The organism is Streptomyces sp. NPDC005262, assembly GCF_042872425.1.
Lineage (GTDB): Bacteria > Actinomycetota > Actinomycetes > Streptomycetales > Streptomycetaceae > Streptomyces.
Genome location: NZ_JBIAKK010000013.1, coordinates 107,884 through 125,331 on the forward strand (window position 1 = coordinate 107,884; position 17,448 = coordinate 125,331).

General features: G+C 70.7%; 22 protein-coding genes, 1 pseudogene and 1 riboswitch. Of the genes and pseudogenes, 12 read left to right on the forward strand and 11 right to left on the reverse strand.

All coding sequences use genetic code 11. The features are described 5' to 3' along the window. Nucleotide 1: 1 nt before the first annotated feature. From ACFYP5_RS27670 to ACFYP5_RS27690, 5 genes are all read right to left on the reverse strand, one after another. Nucleotides 2-664, reverse strand: a complete 663-nt coding sequence (locus tag ACFYP5_RS27670; protein ID WP_389041050.1) for an urease accessory protein UreF — start codon at nucleotides 662-664, stop codon at nucleotides 2-4. Between the two features lie 13 nt (nucleotides 665-677). Beyond that, nucleotides 678-2,399 carry an urease subunit alpha gene (locus ACFYP5_RS27675; protein ID WP_389041052.1) on the reverse strand — a complete coding sequence of 574 codons (1,722 nt, stop codon included), beginning with the start codon at nucleotides 2,397-2,399 and terminating at the stop codon, nucleotides 678-680. Continuing rightward, nucleotides 2,392-2,703, reverse strand: a complete 312-nt coding sequence (locus ACFYP5_RS27680; protein ID WP_313941476.1) for an urease subunit beta — start codon at nucleotides 2,701-2,703, stop codon at nucleotides 2,392-2,394. The genes ACFYP5_RS27675 and ACFYP5_RS27680 overlap by 8 nt, the downstream gene beginning before the upstream one ends. Before the next feature lie 13 nt (nucleotides 2,704-2,716). Next, on the reverse strand, nucleotides 2,717-3,019 hold the full coding sequence (locus ACFYP5_RS27685) for an urease subunit gamma (RefSeq protein WP_176902329.1): 303 nt from the start codon (nucleotides 3,017-3,019) through the stop codon (nucleotides 2,717-2,719). Nucleotides 3,020-3,158: 139 nt separating this feature from the next. After that, nucleotides 3,159-3,779: a TetR/AcrR family transcriptional regulator gene (locus tag ACFYP5_RS27690; protein ID WP_389041054.1), complete on the reverse strand. Its 621-nt coding sequence runs from the start codon at nucleotides 3,777-3,779 to the stop codon at nucleotides 3,159-3,161. Between the two features lie 104 nt (nucleotides 3,780-3,883). On the opposite strand from ACFYP5_RS27690, the gene ACFYP5_RS27695 reads away from it, so the two are divergent. Then, the gene (locus ACFYP5_RS27695; RefSeq protein WP_389041056.1) at nucleotides 3,884-4,873 is read left to right on the forward strand and encodes an ABC transporter permease; all 990 of its coding nucleotides are present in this window, start codon (nucleotides 3,884-3,886) and stop codon (nucleotides 4,871-4,873) included. A gap of 260 nt (nucleotides 4,874-5,133) precedes the next feature. Here ACFYP5_RS27695 and ACFYP5_RS27700 read toward each other — a convergent pair whose 3' ends face one another. Then, a complete protein-coding gene (locus tag ACFYP5_RS27700; RefSeq protein ID WP_389041058.1) occupies nucleotides 5,134-5,418 on the reverse strand; it encodes a type II toxin-antitoxin system Phd/YefM family antitoxin in 285 nt (94 codons plus the stop codon). Nucleotides 5,419-5,513: 95 nt separating this feature from the next. Here ACFYP5_RS27700 and ACFYP5_RS27705 point away from each other — a divergent pair, with 95 nt between their 5' ends. The 3 genes from ACFYP5_RS27705 to ACFYP5_RS27715 all read left to right on the forward strand — a co-directional run bounded on the left by ACFYP5_RS27705 (nucleotide 5,514) and on the right by ACFYP5_RS27715 (nucleotide 7,443). Continuing rightward, on the forward strand, nucleotides 5,514-6,149 hold the full coding sequence (locus ACFYP5_RS27705; RefSeq protein ID WP_389041060.1) for an ATP-dependent Clp protease proteolytic subunit: 636 nt from the start codon (nucleotides 5,514-5,516) through the stop codon (nucleotides 6,147-6,149). 7 nt (nucleotides 6,150-6,156) lie between these two features. After that, complete coding sequence (locus ACFYP5_RS27710; protein ID WP_389041062.1) at nucleotides 6,157-6,465, forward strand: hypothetical protein; 309 nt, start codon at nucleotides 6,157-6,159, stop codon at nucleotides 6,463-6,465. Nucleotides 6,466-6,769: 304 nt separating this feature from the next. Continuing rightward, nucleotides 6,770-6,966, forward strand: a riboswitch (cyclic di-AMP (ydaO/yuaA leader). Nucleotides 6,967-6,969: 3 nt separating this feature from the next. Next, the gene (locus tag ACFYP5_RS27715) at nucleotides 6,970-7,443 is read left to right on the forward strand and encodes a C40 family peptidase (protein WP_389041064.1); all 474 of its coding nucleotides are present in this window, start codon (nucleotides 6,970-6,972) and stop codon (nucleotides 7,441-7,443) included. Between the two features lie 44 nt (nucleotides 7,444-7,487). On the opposite strand, the gene ACFYP5_RS27720 is transcribed toward ACFYP5_RS27715, so the two are convergent. Next, nucleotides 7,488-8,141, reverse strand: coding sequence for a LysE family translocator (locus ACFYP5_RS27720; protein WP_389041066.1), 654 nt, complete (start codon nucleotides 8,139-8,141; stop codon nucleotides 7,488-7,490). 72 nt (nucleotides 8,142-8,213) lie between these two features. Here ACFYP5_RS27720 and ACFYP5_RS27725 point away from each other — a divergent pair, with 72 nt between their 5' ends. Further along, on the forward strand, nucleotides 8,214-9,128 hold the full coding sequence (locus tag ACFYP5_RS27725) for a LysR family transcriptional regulator (RefSeq protein ID WP_389041068.1): 915 nt from the start codon (nucleotides 8,214-8,216) through the stop codon (nucleotides 9,126-9,128). Between the two features lie 88 nt (nucleotides 9,129-9,216). On the opposite strand, the gene ACFYP5_RS27730 is transcribed toward ACFYP5_RS27725, so the two are convergent. Then, entirely contained in the window at nucleotides 9,217-9,648 is a 432-nt protein-coding gene (locus ACFYP5_RS27730; protein ID WP_389041070.1) for an ATP-binding protein, read from the reverse strand. Between the two features lie 204 nt (nucleotides 9,649-9,852). Between ACFYP5_RS27730 and ACFYP5_RS27735 the strand changes: the two genes are divergently transcribed. After that, a complete protein-coding gene (locus ACFYP5_RS27735) occupies nucleotides 9,853-10,710 on the forward strand; it encodes a helix-turn-helix domain-containing protein (protein WP_389041072.1) in 858 nt (285 codons plus the stop codon). 81 nt (nucleotides 10,711-10,791) lie between these two features. Further along, nucleotides 10,792-10,998, forward strand: a complete 207-nt coding sequence (locus ACFYP5_RS27740; protein ID WP_389041074.1) for a DUF397 domain-containing protein — start codon at nucleotides 10,792-10,794, stop codon at nucleotides 10,996-10,998. 21 nt (nucleotides 10,999-11,019) lie between these two features. Here the strand turns inward: ACFYP5_RS27740 and ACFYP5_RS27745 are convergent, their stop codons facing one another. Then, nucleotides 11,020-12,162, reverse strand: coding sequence for an 8-amino-7-oxononanoate synthase (locus tag ACFYP5_RS27745; RefSeq protein ID WP_389041076.1), 1,143 nt, complete (start codon nucleotides 12,160-12,162; stop codon nucleotides 11,020-11,022). A 144-nt stretch (nucleotides 12,163-12,306) separates the two neighbouring features. Here ACFYP5_RS27745 and bioB point away from each other — a divergent pair, with 144 nt between their 5' ends. The 4 genes from bioB to ACFYP5_RS27765 all read left to right on the forward strand — a co-directional run bounded on the left by bioB (nucleotide 12,307) and on the right by ACFYP5_RS27765 (nucleotide 16,358). After that, entirely contained in the window at nucleotides 12,307-13,491 is a 1,185-nt protein-coding gene (bioB, locus tag ACFYP5_RS27750; RefSeq protein ID WP_389041078.1) for a biotin synthase BioB, read from the forward strand. After that, complete coding sequence (locus ACFYP5_RS27755) at nucleotides 13,484-14,788, forward strand: adenosylmethionine--8-amino-7-oxononanoate transaminase (RefSeq protein ID WP_389041080.1); 1,305 nt, start codon at nucleotides 13,484-13,486, stop codon at nucleotides 14,786-14,788. The genes bioB and ACFYP5_RS27755 overlap by 8 nt, the downstream gene beginning before the upstream one ends. Before the next feature lies 1 nt (nucleotide 14,789). Continuing rightward, entirely contained in the window at nucleotides 14,790-15,485 is a 696-nt protein-coding gene (gene bioD / locus ACFYP5_RS27760) for a dethiobiotin synthase (RefSeq protein WP_389041082.1), read from the forward strand. A gap of 195 nt (nucleotides 15,486-15,680) precedes the next feature. Beyond that, nucleotides 15,681-16,358, forward strand: coding sequence for a class I SAM-dependent methyltransferase (locus ACFYP5_RS27765; RefSeq protein ID WP_389041084.1), 678 nt, complete (start codon nucleotides 15,681-15,683; stop codon nucleotides 16,356-16,358). An 86-nt stretch (nucleotides 16,359-16,444) separates the two neighbouring features. Here ACFYP5_RS27765 and ACFYP5_RS27770 read toward each other — a convergent pair whose 3' ends face one another. Further along, on the reverse strand, nucleotides 16,445-16,816 hold the full coding sequence (locus ACFYP5_RS27770) for a fic family toxin-antitoxin system, toxin component (protein ID WP_389041086.1): 372 nt from the start codon (nucleotides 16,814-16,816) through the stop codon (nucleotides 16,445-16,447). Then, on the reverse strand, nucleotides 16,813-17,040 hold the full coding sequence (locus ACFYP5_RS27775; RefSeq protein ID WP_014157595.1) for a hypothetical protein: 228 nt from the start codon (nucleotides 17,038-17,040) through the stop codon (nucleotides 16,813-16,815). The genes ACFYP5_RS27770 and ACFYP5_RS27775 overlap by 4 nt, the downstream gene beginning before the upstream one ends. A 122-nt stretch (nucleotides 17,041-17,162) precedes the next feature. Between ACFYP5_RS27775 and ACFYP5_RS27780 the strand changes: the two are divergent. Next, nucleotides 17,163-17,352 (forward strand): annotated as a pseudogene (locus ACFYP5_RS27780) (LLM class F420-dependent oxidoreductase); the annotation flags it as partial. Nucleotides 17,353-17,448: the final 96 nt, after the last annotated feature.

Here is a 17,448-nt window from a genome sequence, read left to right on the forward strand (position 1 = left end):
CCTACGAGGCGAACAGGCGCACCGGCCAGGCGGCGTGCGCTTCGGCGGTGACGTCGAGCAGAGGCGCGGAGGCGGCGGGCAGCGCGTCGATGCCATGACCAACGGCGGCGGCCGCCTGTTCGGCGACCCGGTCGAGTTCGGGCGCGAGGCGGGCGAGGACGGCGGTGGCCTCGAAGGGGTTGAGGGAGAGCAGCCGGACCGCCGCGGTGGCCGGTCCGCTGACCGCTTCGTACGCCACGCAGTGCGCGGCGTCCTCGGGTCCGAGACCCGCCGCGCGTGCGGTGAGGCCGAGCACGACCGGCTGGTGGGCACCGCGCGGCCGGGCCTCCGCGAGTGCGGCGAGTTCGGGGCTGGGCCAGGTGGCGCGGGCGGCCCGCATCAGCTGACGGCCGAGCTTGCGCGCGACCGCCCGCAGCGCGGGTGACGGGGTGCGGGCGTCGGCGGCCTCGTCGAGCGCGAGCGGGTCGAGGCCGTGGGCGGCCGCCGCGGCGAGTGCGGCGGAGGTGAGTCCGACGGTGTGCAGGCGCCCCCGGCAGAAGGCGGCAAGGTCCTCGGCGTTGCGGATACGTCCCGCCTCGACGGCCGCCTCGGCGCCGCCGGAGTGGGCGTGCCCTCCGGCGGGGAACCGGCCGTCGGCGAGGACGAGCAGTGCTGCGCGGCTCATCACATGACCTGTCTCAGAAGAGGAAGTAGCGCTGGGCCATGGGGAGTTCGGCAGCGGGTGCGGGTTCGACCGGTTCGCCGTCGATGGTCACGGCGAAGCTGTCCGGATCGACCTGGACCCGCGGCAGCGCGTCGTTCTCCCGCATGTCCGCCTTGGTGACCCCCCGGGTGCTGGTGATCGGCACGAAACGTTTGCCGAGTCCGAGGCGTTCCGGCAACCCGTCCTCGATGGCCGCGCCCGCCACGAAGTTGAACGAGTTGGCGGCAGGCGCCCGGCCGAGTGCGCCGAACATCGGCCTGGGCATCACCGGCTGCGGGGTGGGGATGGACGCGTTGGCGTCGCCCATCTGTGCGTATGCGATCTGTCCGCCCTTGATGACGGTCTGCGGCTTGACGCCGAAGAAGGCCGGGTCCCACAGCACCAGGTCCGCGAGTTTGCCGGTCTCGACGGAACCGATCTCCTGGTCGAGCCCCTGGGCGGCGGCAGGGTTGATGGTGTATTTGGCGACATATCGACGCACCCGATGGTTGTCCGCCCGCCCGTCGCCGGGCAGCGGACCGCGGCGCTTCTTCATCACATGGGCGGTCTGCCACGTGCGTAGGACGACCTCGCCGACGCGGCCCATGGCCTGGGAGTCGGAAGAGATGATGGAGATCGCTCCGAGGTCGTGGAGGATGTCCTCGGCCGCGATGGTGGACGGCCGGATCCGCGACTCGGCGAACGCCAGGTCCTCCGGGACGGCCGGATTGAGGTGGTGGCAGACCATCAGCATGTCGAGGTGTTCCTCGATGGTGTTGACGGTGTGCGGCCGGGTGGGGTTGGTCGAGCTGGGCAGGATGTAGGGCTCCGAGACCACGGTGATGATGTCCGGCGCGTGCCCGCCGCCGGCACCTTCGGTGTGGTACGCGTGGATGGAGCGCCCGGCGATCGCGGCGAGGGTGTCGTCCACGAAACCGGCCTCGTTGAGGGTGTCCGTGTGGATGGCGAGCTGAGCGCCGCTCTCCTCACACACCTCCAGACAGGCGTCGATGACGGCCGGAGTGGCCCCCCAGTCCTCATGGATCTTGAATCCGAGGGCTCCGCCGCGCAGTTGGGCCCGCAGAGCGTCGCCGGACATCGTATTGCCCTTGCCGAGCAGTCCGATGTTGACGGGGTAGGCCTCCAGCGAGTCGAACATCCGGGCGAGGTGCCAGGCGCCCGGCGTGACCGTGGTGGCCTTCGTGCCCTCGGCCGGGCCGGTGCCGCCGCCGACGAGAGTGGTGACACCGGCGGAGAGCGCCTGGTCGACGATGGTCGGCGAGATGAAGTGGACGTGTGCGTCGACAGCACCCGCCGTCACGAACTTGCCGTTGCCCGCGATGATTTCGGTCTCCGGACCGATGACGAGGTCGGGGTGGACGCCGTCCATCGTGTCCGGGTTGCCGGCCTTGCCGATGCCGGTGATCCGGCCGTCGCGGATGCCGATGTCCGCCTTGACGACGCCCCAGTGGTCGATGATGACGGCGCCTGTGATGACGGTGTCGGGAGCCCCCTCGGCCCGGGTGGTGCGCGCCTGGCCCATCGATTCGCGGATCACCTTTCCACCGCCGAACACCGCCTCGTCGCCGGCCAGTCCCGGGCCTCCGGAGCGGTCCTCCTCGATCTCGACGAGCAGATCGGTGTCGGCGAGCCGGACGCGGTCGCCGGTGGTCGGCCCGAACAGATCGGCGTATACGGCGCGGTTGAGCTCAGCCATCGAGGGCACCTCCGGTTTCGCCGCGCAGGCCCGGGACGATGCGCCGTCCGGCGAGGGGCACGAGTTCGATGTCGACGGGGATGCCGGGCTCGAAGCGGACCGCGGTCCCGGCGGCGATGTTCAGCCGCAGGCCGTGGGCGGCCGGACGGTCGAACTCGAGGCCGGGGTTGGCCTCGGCGAAGTGGTAGTGCGAGCCGACCTGGACGGGCCGGTCGGCGGCGTTGAGGACGGTGAGGCGGGTGACGGGGCGGCCCGGGTTGAGCGGCACGGGCCCGTCCGCGTGGAGGATCTCTCCGGGGATCATCGGCGGCGCCCCGTCAGACGATCGGATCATGGACGGTGACCAGCTTGGTGCCGTCCGGGAAGGTGGCCTCGACCTGGACGTCGTGGATCATCTCGGGGATCCCGTCCATGACGTCGTCCCGGGTGAGTACCTTCCGCCCGGACGCCATCAGTTCGGAGACCGTACGCCCGTCGCGGGCACCCTCCAGCAGATGCGCGGTGATCAGCGCCACCGCCTCGGGGTGGTTGAGTCGCAGTCCACGCGCCCGACGCTTCTCCGCCACGTCGGCGGCCACATGGATGAGCAGGCGTTCCTGCTCATGCGGGGTCAGTTGCAACGCTTCCACCTCACAGTCTTCCGCCCGGTACCGGTGCCGGGCGCAGCGAGACATTAACTGTGCTCAACAGACTGTTGAACTCAGAACCGACGTCTCACGCCGAGGTATTGCACGTTAGGGCGGAAGTTTTTCCGGCGCGTTAACTGATCTTTCGCAGGTCCATGGACATGAGGCCGCGCAGCCCGTTCTCCAGCACCTCGGGCGCGGCGTCGTCGAACATCGCCAGCTGCACGATGAACCCCTGGGCGGTGGCGATCAGAGTGCGGGCCACATGATCGGACGGCACATCGGCGGCCAGGATGCCTGCCTCGCGGTAGACCTCGACCAGCTCGGCCCAGGCCAGCCGCAGCCCTCCGTACGCCTCGCCGAGGGTGCCGGCCAGCCGCTCGCTGCGCAGGGCCTCGGACCACACCTGCACGATCAGCCCGGCGTAGGCCCGTCGGTCCATTCCGCGGCTTTCTCCAACGAACAGCGTCCGTGTCACACGGCCGATCAGCACATCGGGGGTGGGGGGCGGGTTGACCCGGGCTGCCTCCTCGAACGCCTGCCGGACACTGCCGACCGCCTCTCCGGCGATGGCCGCGATCAGATCGTCCTTGCCGCTGAAGTAGCGGTAGACCGCACCCGCCGAAAGCCCTACCTCCTGCAGCACGTCCTGCATGGAGGTGCCGTGGAAGCCGTTCCGCGCGAAGCAGCGTGCGGCGCCGTCGAGGATCTGCCGGCGGCGGGCGTCGAGGTGTGCCTGGGATACGCGAGCCATGACCTCAATCTAAAACGAACGTTCCTTCTTGACAAGGAACGACGCTGGAGGACAGTGTGACCGCAGTAAAACGAACGATCCTTCTCTTTGAATCGAGGCCTCCCGTGCCCGCCACTCCGAACCGCCGCACGGTGGCGGTCGTCCTCCTGATCCCCGTGGTGGTGACCATCGCACTCTGGGCCTTCGCCTGGCCCGCCGCCCGGATCGCACCACGGGACCTCCCGGTGGGCATCGCGGGCTCCGCACCGGCCGCCGACCGGCTTCAGCAGCAGTTCGAGCAGCACGGGGACGCCTTCGAGATCCACCGCTTCGACGACGGGGCCGCGGCCCGTACCGCCGTCGAGGACCGGGTCGTATACGGCGCGGTCGTGATCACACCGAAGGGGCCGCAGCTGCTGACCGCCTCGGCGGCGAGCCCGGTGGTGGCCCAGCTGCTCCGCGAGGCCGTCACCACTCAGGCCGTGGCCGGCAGCCAGGTGCACGTCACGGATGTCGTGGCGGCTCCGGCCGGGGATCCGCGTGGCAGCGTGCTCGGCGCGAGCATCCTGCCGCTGGCGATCGCGGGTGTCGCCGCCGGATCCGCCGTCACGATGCTGAGGCTGCGCGGCGGCCGGGCCGCCGGGGCGCTGATCGGCGTCGCCGCGCTCGTCGGGATCGCCGCCGCGGCCCTCACGGACAGCTGGCTCGGGGCGATCACGGGCGACTGGTGGACCGAGGCCGGGGCGCTCGGGCTCACCGTGCTGGCCATCGGCGCATCCGTGGCCGGGCTTGCCGCACTGATCGGCCCGGCCGGGGTCGGGCTCGGCGCCCTGCTGATGGTGCTGCTGGGCAACCCGTTCTCCGGCATCACCAGCGCACCCGAGCTGCTGCCTCAGCCGCTCGGCGCCATCGGGCAGGTGCTGCCGCCGGGGGCGGGCGGGTCGCTGCTGCGGTCCGTCGCCTTCTTCGACGGCAGTGCGGCAGGCCGCGCGGCGCTGACACTCGGCCTGTGGGCGGCGGTCGGACTGACCGCGGTCCTCGTCGGTGGCCGACGCCGGACACCCGCGGCGACGGCCCCCACACCTGGCGCCCCTGAGCCGGCCCTGGCGGGCTGAGCGCCCTCCCGAGTTGCCGTGCACCCCCGCTGTAGCGGACGGGGGTGCACGGCGCTTTTGCGTCACGGGTCATGGAATTGCGGTGCCACCGGGCGCGGGGAGCCGGGTGACAAGGTGACGCTGCCGGGGCCGGGGGTACGCAACGGGTCACACCGGTGACGACGCCGGGGCCCGGGAACGCAGCGGATGACACGGTGACGACGCCGGGGCCGGGTACGCGGCGGGTGCATCCGGCGACCTCACCACGGGACCACAGGTCGTCAGTTGCCCTGGTCCGTCCGCCCCCGGTGCTCCGCCGCGATGCCGAAACGTCGCCGTTCGCTCGGAGCGGACGCGGCGGAGCCGATCGAGGAGACCGAGCTGATCACCTGCTCCTCGGCAGCCGCCTCCTCCTTCTCGAGTCGCTCCAGGTCAGCGGCCGAAACGAGCGCCACCAGCGGCTTGCCGTGCCGGGTCACCACGACTCGCTCGCCGCCGTAGACGACACGGTTGATCAGTTCGGCGAGCTCAGCTCGGGCTTGCGTCACCGGAATCTCGTAGGCCATAGTCCCCATCATAACCTTCTGTACGTCCTGTACATTTTTTACGGACGCTTGTGCAGGCCGCACGCAGACGCAGACACCGGAGGAGAGGCTTCACCATGTTCCGCCCTGCCGCCCGATACGTACTGCCCGAGTTCACCGAGCGCACGTCCGACGGGACCCGCACCCTCGACCCGTACTCGAAGCTGCTCGCCGAGCGCATCGTCTTCCTCGGCACCGCGGTCGACGACACCGCCGCCACCGACCTGATCGCGCAGTTCATGTACCTGGAACACGCGGCGCCCGACCGCCCCGTCTCCCTCTACATCAACTCCCCCGGCGGCTCCTTCGACGCCATGGCAGCGATCTACGACACGATGGAGTACCTCACCTGCGAGGTGGAGACCTTCTGCCTCGGACAGGCCGGTTCCAGCGCGGCCCTGCTGCTCGCCGCGGGCGCTCCCGGCCGGCGGCACGCCCTCCCCGGCGCCAGGGTCGTCGTGCAGCAGCCCGCGCTTCCCGAGCCGCTGCAGGGCCAGCCGTCCGATCTGGAGATCGAGGCACGGGAACTGATCCGCATCCGTGAGCAGCTCACCCGCCTGCTGGCCCGTCACAGCGGGCGAACTGCCGAGCAGATCGCCGCGGACATCGAGCGCGACCTCATCCTCGATGCCCCGGGCGCCAAGGCGTACGGCCTGGTGGACCACGTACTGGAGAACCGCAAGCCGTCACTCCCGCCGAACGGCGCGAGGTGAACACCGGATGCAGCCACCGGAGTTCCCGCCGCTGCCCGCACTGACGCGCGCCGAGGGCGAGTTCATCGACCGTTATCTGGAAGTGCTCGACCAGCTGGGGCGGATCAACCCCGCCCACGACAGCGACACCTACGGCGCGCTGCGAGCGGCGCAGGCACTCGCCTCGCGGGCCGTCGCCCTGCGCAACGCACTCGCGTTGATGCACGAGCGAGGTGAAGCACAGATCCACGCCGCCACCTTGGCGCGAGCGCTTCGCGTCCTGGACGGGGAGCGTCGGGCCCGGCGGGTCACCGTGCCCCCTGCCCAGACAAGTTGATCAACTCCCTTCCGCGACACGCCCGGCGGCCTGATCAAAATTCCTCGCTCGTTCGGCGTAGGAGATCCCCCGCGCGAGGGATTGTTCAACTTGCGCCTCCAGCGTGGCCGGTGAACGGAGTCTGCCATTCCGCCGCTGGTACGGGGCCGGTCGGGGCGACCGGGTCGGGTTCGCGTAACTACCGTACCCACCCGTACGGATCAATCACGACAAAACTTCCATATCGCTTCCAATCCTAGGAAATCCGGCACTCGGTGAGTCAAGATCCGTGAGACGACAAGCCCCCGCCACCGCGGCGGGGCGGTCCGGGTGGACGCCGAGTCCTGCCGCCGCCCGGATGCCTGGTCGACGGAAGTGGATCGGCAGGAGTGGAGGACCCGAGCACAACGGGTCGACCGGACATCCGGTCGACCCTCGGGGTGAAGCCGCCGAGTGCGGCCGGGCAACTTCGCCAGCCCGAACCCGACAGGTCATCCTTCACAGGCGGCTGACGAAGGGTTGCGCATGACTGCGCAGGTTCATGTCCCGTCTCTGCTCACCCGGGCCGGTACCGCCACGGTTCTGACGCTCGCCGCCGTCGGCGGCTCCGCGATCGCCCCCGGCGGTGTGGCCGAAGCCCAGGCCGCGGCTCATTCGACGAAGGCGCTCAACATCGTCGCGTCGAAGAAGGGGTCGCCGTACCGGTACGGGGCCACAGGTCCCCACCGCTTCGACTGTTCGGGTCTGACGATGTACGTGTTCAAAAGGGTGGGCAAGAAGCTCCCCCGCACGGCCCAGCAGCAGTACAACAAGACCCGGCACATCTCGGCCTCGCAGCGGCGCCGCGGCGATCTGGTCTTCTTCCACTGGGGTCGCAGCGTCTACCACGTAGGGATCTACGCCGGTAGGGGCAGGATCTGGCACTCGCCGAAGACCGGTGCCGTGGTGCGGCTGGAGAAGATCTGGACGAGGAGTGTCTGGTACGGACGGGTCCGCTGACCCCCGCCTCTTCCGCCATGCAGGTTGCCGGTCACCTCCGCCCGTCAGTGCAGCAGGGGGCCGGTGACCAGCACCAGGCCCAGCGCGGTGAGCGCCGCGCCGCTGCCGCCCTCGATGGCGCGGGCGGCACGCGGCCGGCGCAGCCACCGGCCCAGACGGTCCACCAGGAGCGCCACGGCCGGGAACCAGATCAGCGCGAGCAGCACGACCACGGTGGCCAGCAGCAGGGTCCGGGACACGGGCGGCTGCCCGTCCGGAACGAACTGCGGCAGCAGGCTGAGAAAGAGCACGGGCGCCTTCGGGTTCAGGGCGTTGGTCAGAAAGCCCTGGCGCAGCGCGCGTCCGTATCCGGTCACGGAAGGCCCACCGACCCGCCCCGCGTCCGGTCCCGGGTCCGAGCCCCCGTCCGTGGTGCGGCGCCGTGCCGCGTGCAGGGCGCTGATCCCCAGGTGGAGGACGTACGCCCCGCCGAGGAACTGCACGGTGCGGAACAGCGCGGGCACGGTGACCAGAACCGCCGCGAGCCCGGCGACGGCCAGCGCGGTGTGGACGAGCAGTCCGCCGGCAACGCCGAGCGCCGTCGCCACCCCGGCCGCCCGTGAGGCGAGAGCGTTCCGTACGACCACGGTGAAGTCGGCGCCCGGCAGTGCCACCATCCCGGCGGCCACCCCTACGAAGGCGATCAGTTGTGCGTCCATGGGTCCACCATGGACCGCAGTAGCCTTCACCATGTACTTGCAATCTTCTGGGTGGGCCAAAAGGAACGCTTAATGTTCGACCCGACACGCCTTGCGGCACTGGTGGCGGTCGCCGAGGCGGGTTCGATCACGCGTGCGGCCGCCCGTCTCGGCTACACCGCGCCCGCGCTCTCCCAGCAGCTCGCCAAGCTGGAGCGGGAGGCGGGCACCCCGCTGCTGGTCCGCCACCACCGCGGCGCGCGTCTTACGGCCGCGGGCGAACTGCTGGTCGTCCGCGCCCGGCGGGTCCTCGACGAGATGGACCGGGCCCGGCACGAACTGACGCGGCTCGCCGGGCTCTCCGGCGGACGCCTCCGGGTCGGCACGTTCACCACCGCGGGTATCCATCTGCTGCCGCCCGTCCTGAGCGCCTTCCGCCGCGCCCATCCCGACGTGGAGCTGGCTGTCGCGGACTACGAGCCACCCGACGGGATCGCCGCGGTGGCCGCGGGCGAGGTCGATCTCGCCCTGACCCACGCATACGAGCCGGCGTCCGCGGTGCCGCTGCCTTCCGGCGTCCGTGTCGAACCGCTGCTGGTCGAGGAGCTGGTGCTGATCACGGCGGTCGGACAGATGCTGGCCGAGGGAACGGGACGGCTGCCGGTGACGGAACTGGCCGGCCGGCCGCTGATCAGCAGCGCGCCGGCCCATCCGCCCCGCCAGGGGGTGGAGAACGCCCTGGCCGAGGCGGGCGCTACACCCGCCGTGGTCTGCGAGTCACCAGGTTATGCGCTGGTGTGCGCCCTGGTCAGTGCGGGGATCGGGATGGCGGTGGTGCCCGAGATGGTCGCCGCGATGGCGCCGACGCCCCTGTCCGTGCGACGGCTGGAACCCGCGGCCTTCCGGCGGACCATCTCGGTGGTGCACCACGGCGACCGGGCGAGTGGGGCGGCCGCGACGCTGTGCGCACTGCTGCGCGGCGGCTTCGGGAGGACTGCCGGGCAGTGACCACGCGTCGGGTCGGCAGCCGACGCCGCCGACCGCCGGCGACACGACGTCCGGGCCGGACCCGATTCCGGGTCTGCGAGGACCGTGGTCAAGTCTGGACGGGGAGAGTCCAGGGGAGCGCGATCCAGACGGTCTTGCCTCCCTCGGCGGTCGGCGTGACCGTGAGGCGTCCGCCGTACTCCTTGGCCAGACAGCGAATGATCACCATGCCGCGTCCGTTGTCCTGCCGCACGGCGGCGGGCAGCCGCTGGGGCCAGCGGGGGTGGCTGTCCGTCACCCCGAGATGCAACTGCTCCTCCCGCTCCAGCCGCAGGTCCACGGTGAAGGTCGGCGACTGGCCGAAGGTGTGCTGGACGGCGTTGGTGGTGAGCTCGGAGACGATGAGCCGGATGGTGTCGGCAGTCTCCGTGTCATCGGGGAGACCCCAGTCGGCGAGCACTTCCGCCACGTATCTCCGGGCCGAGGAGACCGAGAGCGGCTCGCTCGGCAGAGTGACACTTGCTTCTTGATGGTCTGCCATGGCGAGCCGTCCTTTTCCCGCCCGGACCGACCCGCGATCGACCCGGGATGCGCTTCGCGCCAGACTGCCACTGATGCGGCCCTCCGCGACGGCGATCCACCAAGATATGCATATATCTGTCGCTCGAAGCGGTGAACTCTGTGCCGGAATACCGCACATGGGCGGCAAGATGGCCCCTCGGCACGAGAGGGAGGGAGACCGCGTATGCAGCACGGTCCCGCGGTGCGCCGCCGCAAGCTCGGGGAGGAGCTGCGGAGTCTGCGCCACACGTCCGGACTGACGAGTCGTGACGCGGCGCAGCTGCTCGGCTGGCATCAGTCGAAGGTGAGCCGGATCGAGACCGGTACGAGCGGTGTGAAACCGGCCGACGTGAGCCGACTGCTGGATGCCTACGGTCTGGACGATCCGCAGTTACGGACGCTTCTCGAGACGCTCGCGGGCTCGGCGGGAGGCGGCGGAACCGGCTGGTGGCACGCCTACCGCGGTCTCATTCCGCCCCAGTACCGGGACTTCATCAGTCTTGAGTCCCAGGCCAGGACCGCCCGCACGCTGGAGACCTCGGTGGTGCCGGGGCTCCTGCAGACCGCCGACTACGCACGTGCGGTTACCCGTGCGTCGCTGGACGGACTGCCCGCCGGCCAGTTGGACTCGCTGGTGGAGGTACGGCTCGCCCGGCAGGGGGTGCTGCGGACCGATCCGCCGCTACGGCTGACCGCGGTGCTCGACGAGGCGGTGCTGCGGCGCGAGGTCGGCGGGCGCCGGGTGATGCGCAATCAGTTGCGCCATCTGATCCGGGTCGCCCGACTTCCGCACGTCGAGCTGCAGTTGTTGCCGTTCTCGGTGGGTGGGTACATGGGTCTCACCGGACCCTTCATTATCTTCTCCTTTCCGAACACTTCTGATCTGGATGTGGTCGTTCTCGACCACTTGACGAGTAGCCTCTACCTGGAACGGAAAGAAGACCTTGAGGCGTACAGCTCGGCCTTCTGCACTTTGCAGGCACACGCGCTGTCGCCGGAGCACTCGTTGGACCTGATCGCCGCGATCGACCGCGACGGTTAGTGCCGCGACCGGCAATGTCTGCGACGGGGCGAAGCTTGCCGGGAGGGGCACCAGGAACCTCAGACTGCCCGAGGGGGCCCGATGTCCGATTGCCTCGCAGATCACGCGTTACGGTGGCGGCGCAGCAGCCGCAGCACGGGGATGAACAACTGCGTGGAAGCAGCGCCGTTCGGCCCGGAGCGACTTGCTGTGCGTGACTCCAAGGACGTGTCCAGGCCGCCGCTGCGGTTCTCGGCGGCGGCCTGGAAGTCGTTCGTCTCCGGTCTGACCGACGGCCCGGCCGGCTGACCGGCCGTTTCGCGGCTCCGGTCAGGCCGCCGGGGCCGTCCGCAGGACGGTCTCCACCGCGATCGCGATCTGCGCCTCCGTGAGATCGGCGCGGGCGGTGAGCCGCAGCCGCGAGATGCCGTCCGGGACCGACGGCGGGCGGAAGCAGCCCACCGCGATCCCGGCCGTGCGGCAGTCGGCCGCCCAGCGCACCGCCGCGTCCGCCGAAGGCGCCCGGACGGAGACTACGGCGGCGTCGGGGCGCACCGCGGTCAGCCCCGCGGCGGTCAGTCGTTCGTACAGGGCGGTGGCGACCGTCCGGGCCCTGCCCGCCCGTTCCGGCTCGCGGCGCAGCAGCTGCAGGCTCGCGAGGGCGGCGCCCGCAGCGGCCGGTGCGAGCCCGGTGTCGAAGATGAACGTACGGGCCGTGTTGACCAGATGGTCGATCACCCGGGCCGGTCCGAGGACCGCGCCGCCCTGGCTGCCCAGGGACTTGGAGAGGGTGGCTGTGGCGACGATTCCTTCGCCGCCCGCGAGACCGGCGGCGGCGAGGGCGCCGCGCCCGCCTTCACCGAGCACGCCCAGCCCGTGCGCGTCGTCGACGAGCAGCGCGGCCCCCCGCGCGCGGCAGACGTCGGCCAGTCCGGGCAGCGGTGCGGCGTCACCGTCGACGGAGAAGACGGAGTCGGTGACCGCCAGGGCATGACCGTCGTGCGCGTGCAGCGCCTTCTCCACGGCCTCGGGGTCGGCATGCGCCACGACGGCGGTCTCGGCCCGGGAGAGCCGGCATCCGTCGACGATGGAGGCGTGGTTGCCAGCGTCGGAGACGATCAGGGAGCCCCGGCCGGTGAGGGCGGTGAGCGCGGCGAGATTGGCCGCGTAGCCGGAGGAGAGGACCAGGGCCGCCTCGAAGCCGGAGAATGCGGCCAGTTCGCGTTCGAGTCCGGCGTGCAGCGCGGTGGAGCCGGTGACCAGCCGGGAGCCGGTGGCGCCCGCACCCCACCGGTGCGCGGCCTCGGCGGCGGCCGCGGTCACCTCGGGGTGCCGGGTGAGACCCAGGTAGTCGTTGCTCGCGAGGTCCAGCAGTTCCGGTTCGGCGGGCCGGGGGCGGAGCGTGCGGACGAGTCCGGCGTCCGCACGGCGGCGGGCCTCGTCGTCGATCCAGTCGAACGGGGCGAAGGGCATGGCGACGGTCCCTTTTGTAGGCAGCTCACAGACCCTAACCGGGTGCGCAGCCGGGCATGGTGTGGCAATACACACACCCTCTGTGGGCTCTGTTGTCCGGTTCCTCCTTGGCTGAGGGCGGTGGAGTAGGCAAGGATCATCGCCATGGACCTCCTGAACACGCTGGTGGACAAGGGGCTGCGGCGCGAGCTGCCGACCCGAGAAGAAGCGCTCGCCGTGCTGGCGACCTCCGACGACGATCTGCTCGAAGTGGTGGCCGCGGCCGGAAAGGTGCGCCGCCAGTGGTTCGGCCGGCGGGTGAAGCTGAACTATCTGGTCAACCTCAAGTCCGGGCTCTGCCCCGAGGACTGCTCGTACTGCTCGCAGCGGCTCGGCTCGAAGGCCGAGATCCTCAAGTACACCTGGCTGAAACCGGACGAGGCGTCGAAGGCCGCCGCCGCCGGGGTGGCGGGCGGCGCGAAGCGTGTGTGTCTGGTGGCGAGCGGCCGCGGTCCGACCGACCGGGACGTCGACCGGGTGTCGCAGACGATTGAGGCGATCAAGGAGCAGAACGAGGGCGTCGAGGTGTGCGCCTGCCTGGGTCTGCTCTCCGAGGGGCAGGCCGGCCGGCTGCGGTCGGCGGGCGCCGACGCGTACAACCACAACCTCAATACGTCGGAGGGGACGTACGGGGACATCACCACCACCCACACCTATGCGGACCGGGTGGAGACCGTGCAGCAGGCGCAGGCGGCGGGGCTCTCCGCGTGCTCCGGCCTGATCGCCGGGATGGGCGAGAGCGACGCCGATCTGGTCGATGTCGTCTTCTCGCTGCGCGAGCTGGACCCGGACTCGGTTCCGGTGAACTTCCTGATCCCGTTCGAGGGCACGCCGCTCGCCAAGGAGTGGAACCTCACACCGCAGCGCTGCCTGCGCATTCTGGCGATGGTCCGGTTCGTCTGCCCGGATGTCGAGGTCCGGCTCGCGGGCGGCCGCGAGGTGCATCTGCGCTCGATGCAGCCGCTCGCGCTGCACCTGGTCAACTCGATCTTCCTGGGCGACTATCTGACCAGCGAGGGCCAGGCGGGACAGGCGGATCTGGACATGATCACGGATGCCGGTTTCGAGGTGGAGGGCGCGGGTACGACGACGCTGCCCCGGCACCGTACGGAGGCAGGTGCCGAACCCGAGACCGGCGGCGGCTGCGGCGGACACTCCGGGGGCTGTGCGCCCTGTGGTGACGTGGCCGACGAGCCCGCGGTCGTCGACGCAGAGGCTCCGGCCGCGCGCACTGATCTGGTGGCGGTCCGCCGACGCGGCGCGGGAACGGATCTCGCCCCGAATGCCTGACCCCCTCTCCCCCGCACAGCTGCGGACCCTGGACCGGGCCCACGTCTGGCACCCGTACGGCCCGATGCCGGGCCGGCAGGAGCCGCTGATCGTGGAGTCCGCGTCCGGGGTACGGCTCCGGCTCGCCGAACCGGCTCATGGGCAGGACGAGTTGATCGACGGCATGTCGTCGTGGTGGTCGGCGGTGCACGGCTACAACCATCCGGTGCTCAACGAGGCGGCGCGCGGCCAACTGGACCGGATGAGCCATGTGATGTTCGGCGGCCTCACCCATGAGCCCGCCGTGCGGCTGGCAGCCCGGCTGGTCGAGATCACGCCGGAGCCGCTGCGCCATGTGTTCCTCGCCGACTCCGGTTCGGTGTCGGTCGAGGTCGCGGTGAAGATGTGCCTGCAGTACTGGCATTCCATCGGTCGCCCGGCCAAGAAGCGGCTGCTGACCTGGCGCGGCGGCTACCACGGGGACACCTGGCAGCCGATGTCGGTGTGCGACCCCGAGGGCGGCATGCACGGGCTGTGGTCGGGCGCGCTGCCCCAGCAGGTGTTCGCCGACGAGCCGCCCGGCGGTTTCGACACGCCGCCGGACGAGGCGTACGTACAGCATCTGCGGGACCTGATCGCGCGCCATGCCCATGAGCTGGCCGCGGTGATCGTGGAGCCGGTGGTGCAGGGTGCGGGCGGAATGCGGTTTCACTCCCCCGCATATCTGCGGGCGCTGCGCGAAGCCTGCGACGCCCATGACGTGCTGCTGGTGTTCGACGAGATCGCCAGCGGTTTCGGGCGGACGGGGAAGCTGTTCGCCGCCGGGCACGCCGGGATCTCTCCTGACGTCATGTGCGTCGGCAAGGCGCTGACCGGTGGCTATCTCACGCTGGCGGCGACGCTGTGCACCACGCGGGTGGCGGACGGTATCTCGCGCGGCGAGGTGCCGGTGCTGGCGCACGGGCCGACGTTCATGGGCAACCCACTCGCCGCCGCGGTGGCCCTGGCGTCGATCGATCTGCTGCTCGGCCAGGACTGGCAGCAGGAGGTCAAGCGCCTGGAGAAGGGGCTGCGGGACGGTCTTGCCGGTGCGCGTTCGATCGCGGGAGTACGGGACGTACGTGTCCTGGGCGCCATCGGCGTCGTACAGCTCGATCACGACGTGAACTTGGCTGCGGCCACCGAGGCCGCGGTCCGCGAGGGCGTGTGGCTGCGTCCGTTCCGGGACCTGATCTACACGATGCCGCCGTATGTGACCGGCGACGACGATCTGGCGCGCATCTGCCGTGCGGTGTGCGCCGCAGCGCGGGAGGGCTGAGATGCCGGTACTGGTAGTGAGCGGCACGGGTACGGAGATCGGCAAGACGGTCGTCACGGCGGCGGTGGCCGCGGTGGCGGTCGCCGCCGGGCGTTCGGTGGCCGTGCTCAAACCGGCCCAGACGGGTGTCGCGCCGGGGGAACCGGGCGACGTCTTCGAGGTGCGCCGGCTGGCAGGCGAGGCAGTCACCGGCCTCGAACTGGCACGGTTCCCGGAGCCGTTGGCGCCGGGCACGGCCGCCCGGCGGGCGGGCATGGCGCCCGTGCACCCGGAGCAGATCGCGGAAGCGGCCGAGAAACTCGCGACCGAGCACGATCTGGTGCTGGTCGAGGGGGCGGGCGGGCTGCTCGTACGGTTCGACGAGGCGGGCGCCACTCTCGCGGACGCGGCCCGGCTGCTGGCCGCCCCGGTCCTGGTCGTGACGGCTGCCGGGCTCGGCACACTCAACACGACCGCCCTCACCTCGGAGGCCCTGCGGACACGGGGGCTCGGGTGCCTCGGGGTGGTGGTGGGCAGCATGCCCGCCGAGCCGGACCTGGCCGCGCGCTGCAATCTCGGTGATCTTCCGGTGGTGGCGGGTGCGCCGCTGCTGGGGGTGGTGCCCGCCGGGGCGGGGGCGCTGGCGCCCGTCGACTTCCGTGCCAGGGCCACGAGTTGGCTGACGGCGGAGCTGGGCGGGATCCGGACCGCTCACTGAGCCGCGGAGCGGTGACGGCCGAAAATCCGGCCGTCGGCGAAGCGGCTGAGCGGCGCGCGACGGGGGAGAATCCAAGTAGCCGTACTGTGCCGGTCGGGCTTCTCCGGTCGGTTTTCGGGGCGGGTCCGGCCCGCCCGCGCCGAGTGGTCCGGTGGAGCCGGCCCGGTCGAGCCGGTCCTGTCGAGGAGGTCTGTCATGCGTCTGCGGAGCACGAAGATCCCGAAGGATGCGGTGCACCATCCGGTCTTCGCCCGGGTCTATGCCCGTGTGAGCGTGGCCGCCGATACCGGATCCGGTATCGCGGCGATCCGCGCTGATCTGCTCACGGGCCTGTCGGGACGCATCATCGAGATCGGCGCGGGGAACGGTCTGAACTTCGCTCACTACCCGCCGGCCGTGTCCGAAGTGGTGGCGATCGAACCCGAGCGGTGCCTGCGGCAGTTGGCGCTGCGGTCCGCGCTGCGTGCCGGTATGCCGGTGGATGTCGTGCCGGCGGCCGCGGAGGCGCTGCCGGTGAAGAGCGAGGCGTTCGACGGGGCCGTCGCTTCACTCGTGCTGTGCACCGTACGGAATGTGGAACGGTCGCTCGCAGAGATCCTCCGGGTGCTGCGCCCGGGCGGGGAACTGCGCTTCTTCGAGCATGTACGGGCCGACGACCGCGCCATGGCGACGACCCAGCGGGCACTGGACCGGACGGTGTGGCCGCTGGTGTGCGGTGGGTGTCACACGTCGCGGGACACACTCGCCGCGATCGAGAAGGCCGGGTTCGTGGTGGAGGAGTACCGCAGGGTCAAGGTGCCGAAGAGCGGGATCCGTCTCCCCACCTCCGCTTGCGTGCTGGGCGTGGCCCGCCGGACGACTGTGCTGGACTGACCCCTCGGGTCCTCCCGCTCCAGCTCGTCCACGGACGCCGGCAGGACGTCGGCCGGCTCCTTCTCAGAAACCCCGCGCAGAAGGAGTCACAGGCTCCATTGGCGGAGCTCGTCGGAGATGGCCCGGACGTCGGCCTTGCCCTCCTTGACCAGCCGGGCCAGGTCGCGGACCTGTTCGGGCGAAGTGATGACCTTCCGTCCGGAGGCGACGAGATAGCCATAGGCGACGGCGGAGGCGAACATCGCGTTGGAGTGTTCCAGCGCGGGGACGTGGAGGAGCAACTGCAGAAGTGCGGCGGCCCTGATGTACGGGTCGCTGTATACGGGGCTGCCGAAGATCTCCGCCTCATGACGGGCCACCGCGGCGACGAGCGCACCCCAGTCGACGACCTGCGGATCGCCGGGCGTCTTGTGCTCGGCGACCATGAGCAGCCAGGAAAGGTCGATCCGGAGGTTCAACGGGTGCCTTCGCGCTCCGGGCCGAACTCCTCGGCGAAGACCGACTCGTACTGCTTCATGAAGTCGGCAGCCGCTTCTACAAAGGTATGTCCGACTTCGCCCGCATCCTGTTTGACGAGCTCCTCGATGTAACGGTTCACGCTCATCCCCCTCTGCAGCGCGCGCTGCCGCGCGGCCTCGGCGGTGGCCTCGTCCACTCGTACGTTCAGCTGAGTCTTGGGCACAGCAACACGCTAGCGCGGGATTGCTAGCACAGGCAAGGAGCGTGGTCGGACATACGGACAACGCTCTTCCTTGGCAGAGTGTGTGGCCTGTCCATCGATCAACCCCGGCGCGAGGAGAGGCCGTGGCAAGGCCGTTTCGATTCGGAGTGAACATGCTGACGCCGGCCGGCCGGCGGGACGGACTGGCGCACCCGCTGCCGCCGCGCGGAGCAGCTCGGGTACGACGTCGTCCTGGTCCCAGACCACCTGGGCCTGCCGGCCCCCTTCCCGGCACTGGTCGCCGCCGCAGAGGCGACGGGAGCGGTACGGCTTCTCGTACCTGACGGTGCTGGAGCCGAACATGGAGGCATGCGGCCCGATCGTCCAGGAGCTCGCCGGCAACTGACCGCATGGTGGCGTGCGTTCGTC

Bases quoted from the DNA above. Each gene is read 5' to 3' on its own strand.
- bioB (WP_389041078.1), top strand. From the start codon at position 12,307: ATGGACCTCCTGAACACGCTGGTGGACAAGGGGCTGCGGCGCGAGCTG.
- ACFYP5_RS27715 (WP_389041064.1), top strand. From the start codon at position 6,970: ATGACTGCGCAGGTTCATGTCCCGTCTCTGCTCACCCGGGCCGGTACC.
- ACFYP5_RS27705 (WP_389041060.1), top strand. From the start codon at position 5,514: ATGTTCCGCCCTGCCGCCCGATACGTACTGCCCGAGTTCACCGAGCGC.
- ACFYP5_RS27730 (WP_389041070.1), bottom strand. From the start codon at position 9,648: ATGGCAGACCATCAAGAAGCAAGTGTCACTCTGCCGAGCGAGCCGCTC.
- ACFYP5_RS27735 (WP_389041072.1), top strand. From the start codon at position 9,853: ATGCAGCACGGTCCCGCGGTGCGCCGCCGCAAGCTCGGGGAGGAGCTG.
- ACFYP5_RS27720 (WP_389041066.1), bottom strand. From the start codon at position 8,141: ATGGACGCACAACTGATCGCCTTCGTAGGGGTGGCCGCCGGGATGGTG.
- ACFYP5_RS27675 (WP_389041052.1), bottom strand. From the start codon at position 2,399: ATGGCTGAGCTCAACCGCGCCGTATACGCCGATCTGTTCGGGCCGACC.
- ACFYP5_RS27690 (WP_389041054.1), bottom strand. From the start codon at position 3,779: ATGGCTCGCGTATCCCAGGCACACCTCGACGCCCGCCGCCGGCAGATC.
- bioD (WP_389041082.1), top strand. From the start codon at position 14,790: ATGCCGGTACTGGTAGTGAGCGGCACGGGTACGGAGATCGGCAAGACG.
- ACFYP5_RS27725 (WP_389041068.1), top strand. From the start codon at position 8,214: ATGTTCGACCCGACACGCCTTGCGGCACTGGTGGCGGTCGCCGAGGCG.
- ACFYP5_RS27670 (WP_389041050.1), bottom strand. From the start codon at position 664: ATGAGCCGCGCAGCACTGCTCGTCCTCGCCGACGGCCGGTTCCCCGCC.
- ACFYP5_RS27710 (WP_389041062.1), top strand. From the start codon at position 6,157: ATGCAGCCACCGGAGTTCCCGCCGCTGCCCGCACTGACGCGCGCCGAG.
- ACFYP5_RS27755 (WP_389041080.1), top strand. From the start codon at position 13,484: ATGCCTGACCCCCTCTCCCCCGCACAGCTGCGGACCCTGGACCGGGCC.
- ACFYP5_RS27740 (WP_389041074.1), top strand. From the start codon at position 10,792: ATGTCCGATTGCCTCGCAGATCACGCGTTACGGTGGCGGCGCAGCAGC.
- ACFYP5_RS27745 (WP_389041076.1), bottom strand. From the start codon at position 12,162: ATGCCCTTCGCCCCGTTCGACTGGATCGACGACGAGGCCCGCCGCCGT.
- ACFYP5_RS27700 (WP_389041058.1), bottom strand. From the start codon at position 5,418: ATGGCCTACGAGATTCCGGTGACGCAAGCCCGAGCTGAGCTCGCCGAA.
- ACFYP5_RS27765 (WP_389041084.1), top strand. From the start codon at position 15,681: ATGCGTCTGCGGAGCACGAAGATCCCGAAGGATGCGGTGCACCATCCG.
- ACFYP5_RS27680 (WP_313941476.1), bottom strand. From the start codon at position 2,703: ATGATCCCCGGAGAGATCCTCCACGCGGACGGGCCCGTGCCGCTCAAC.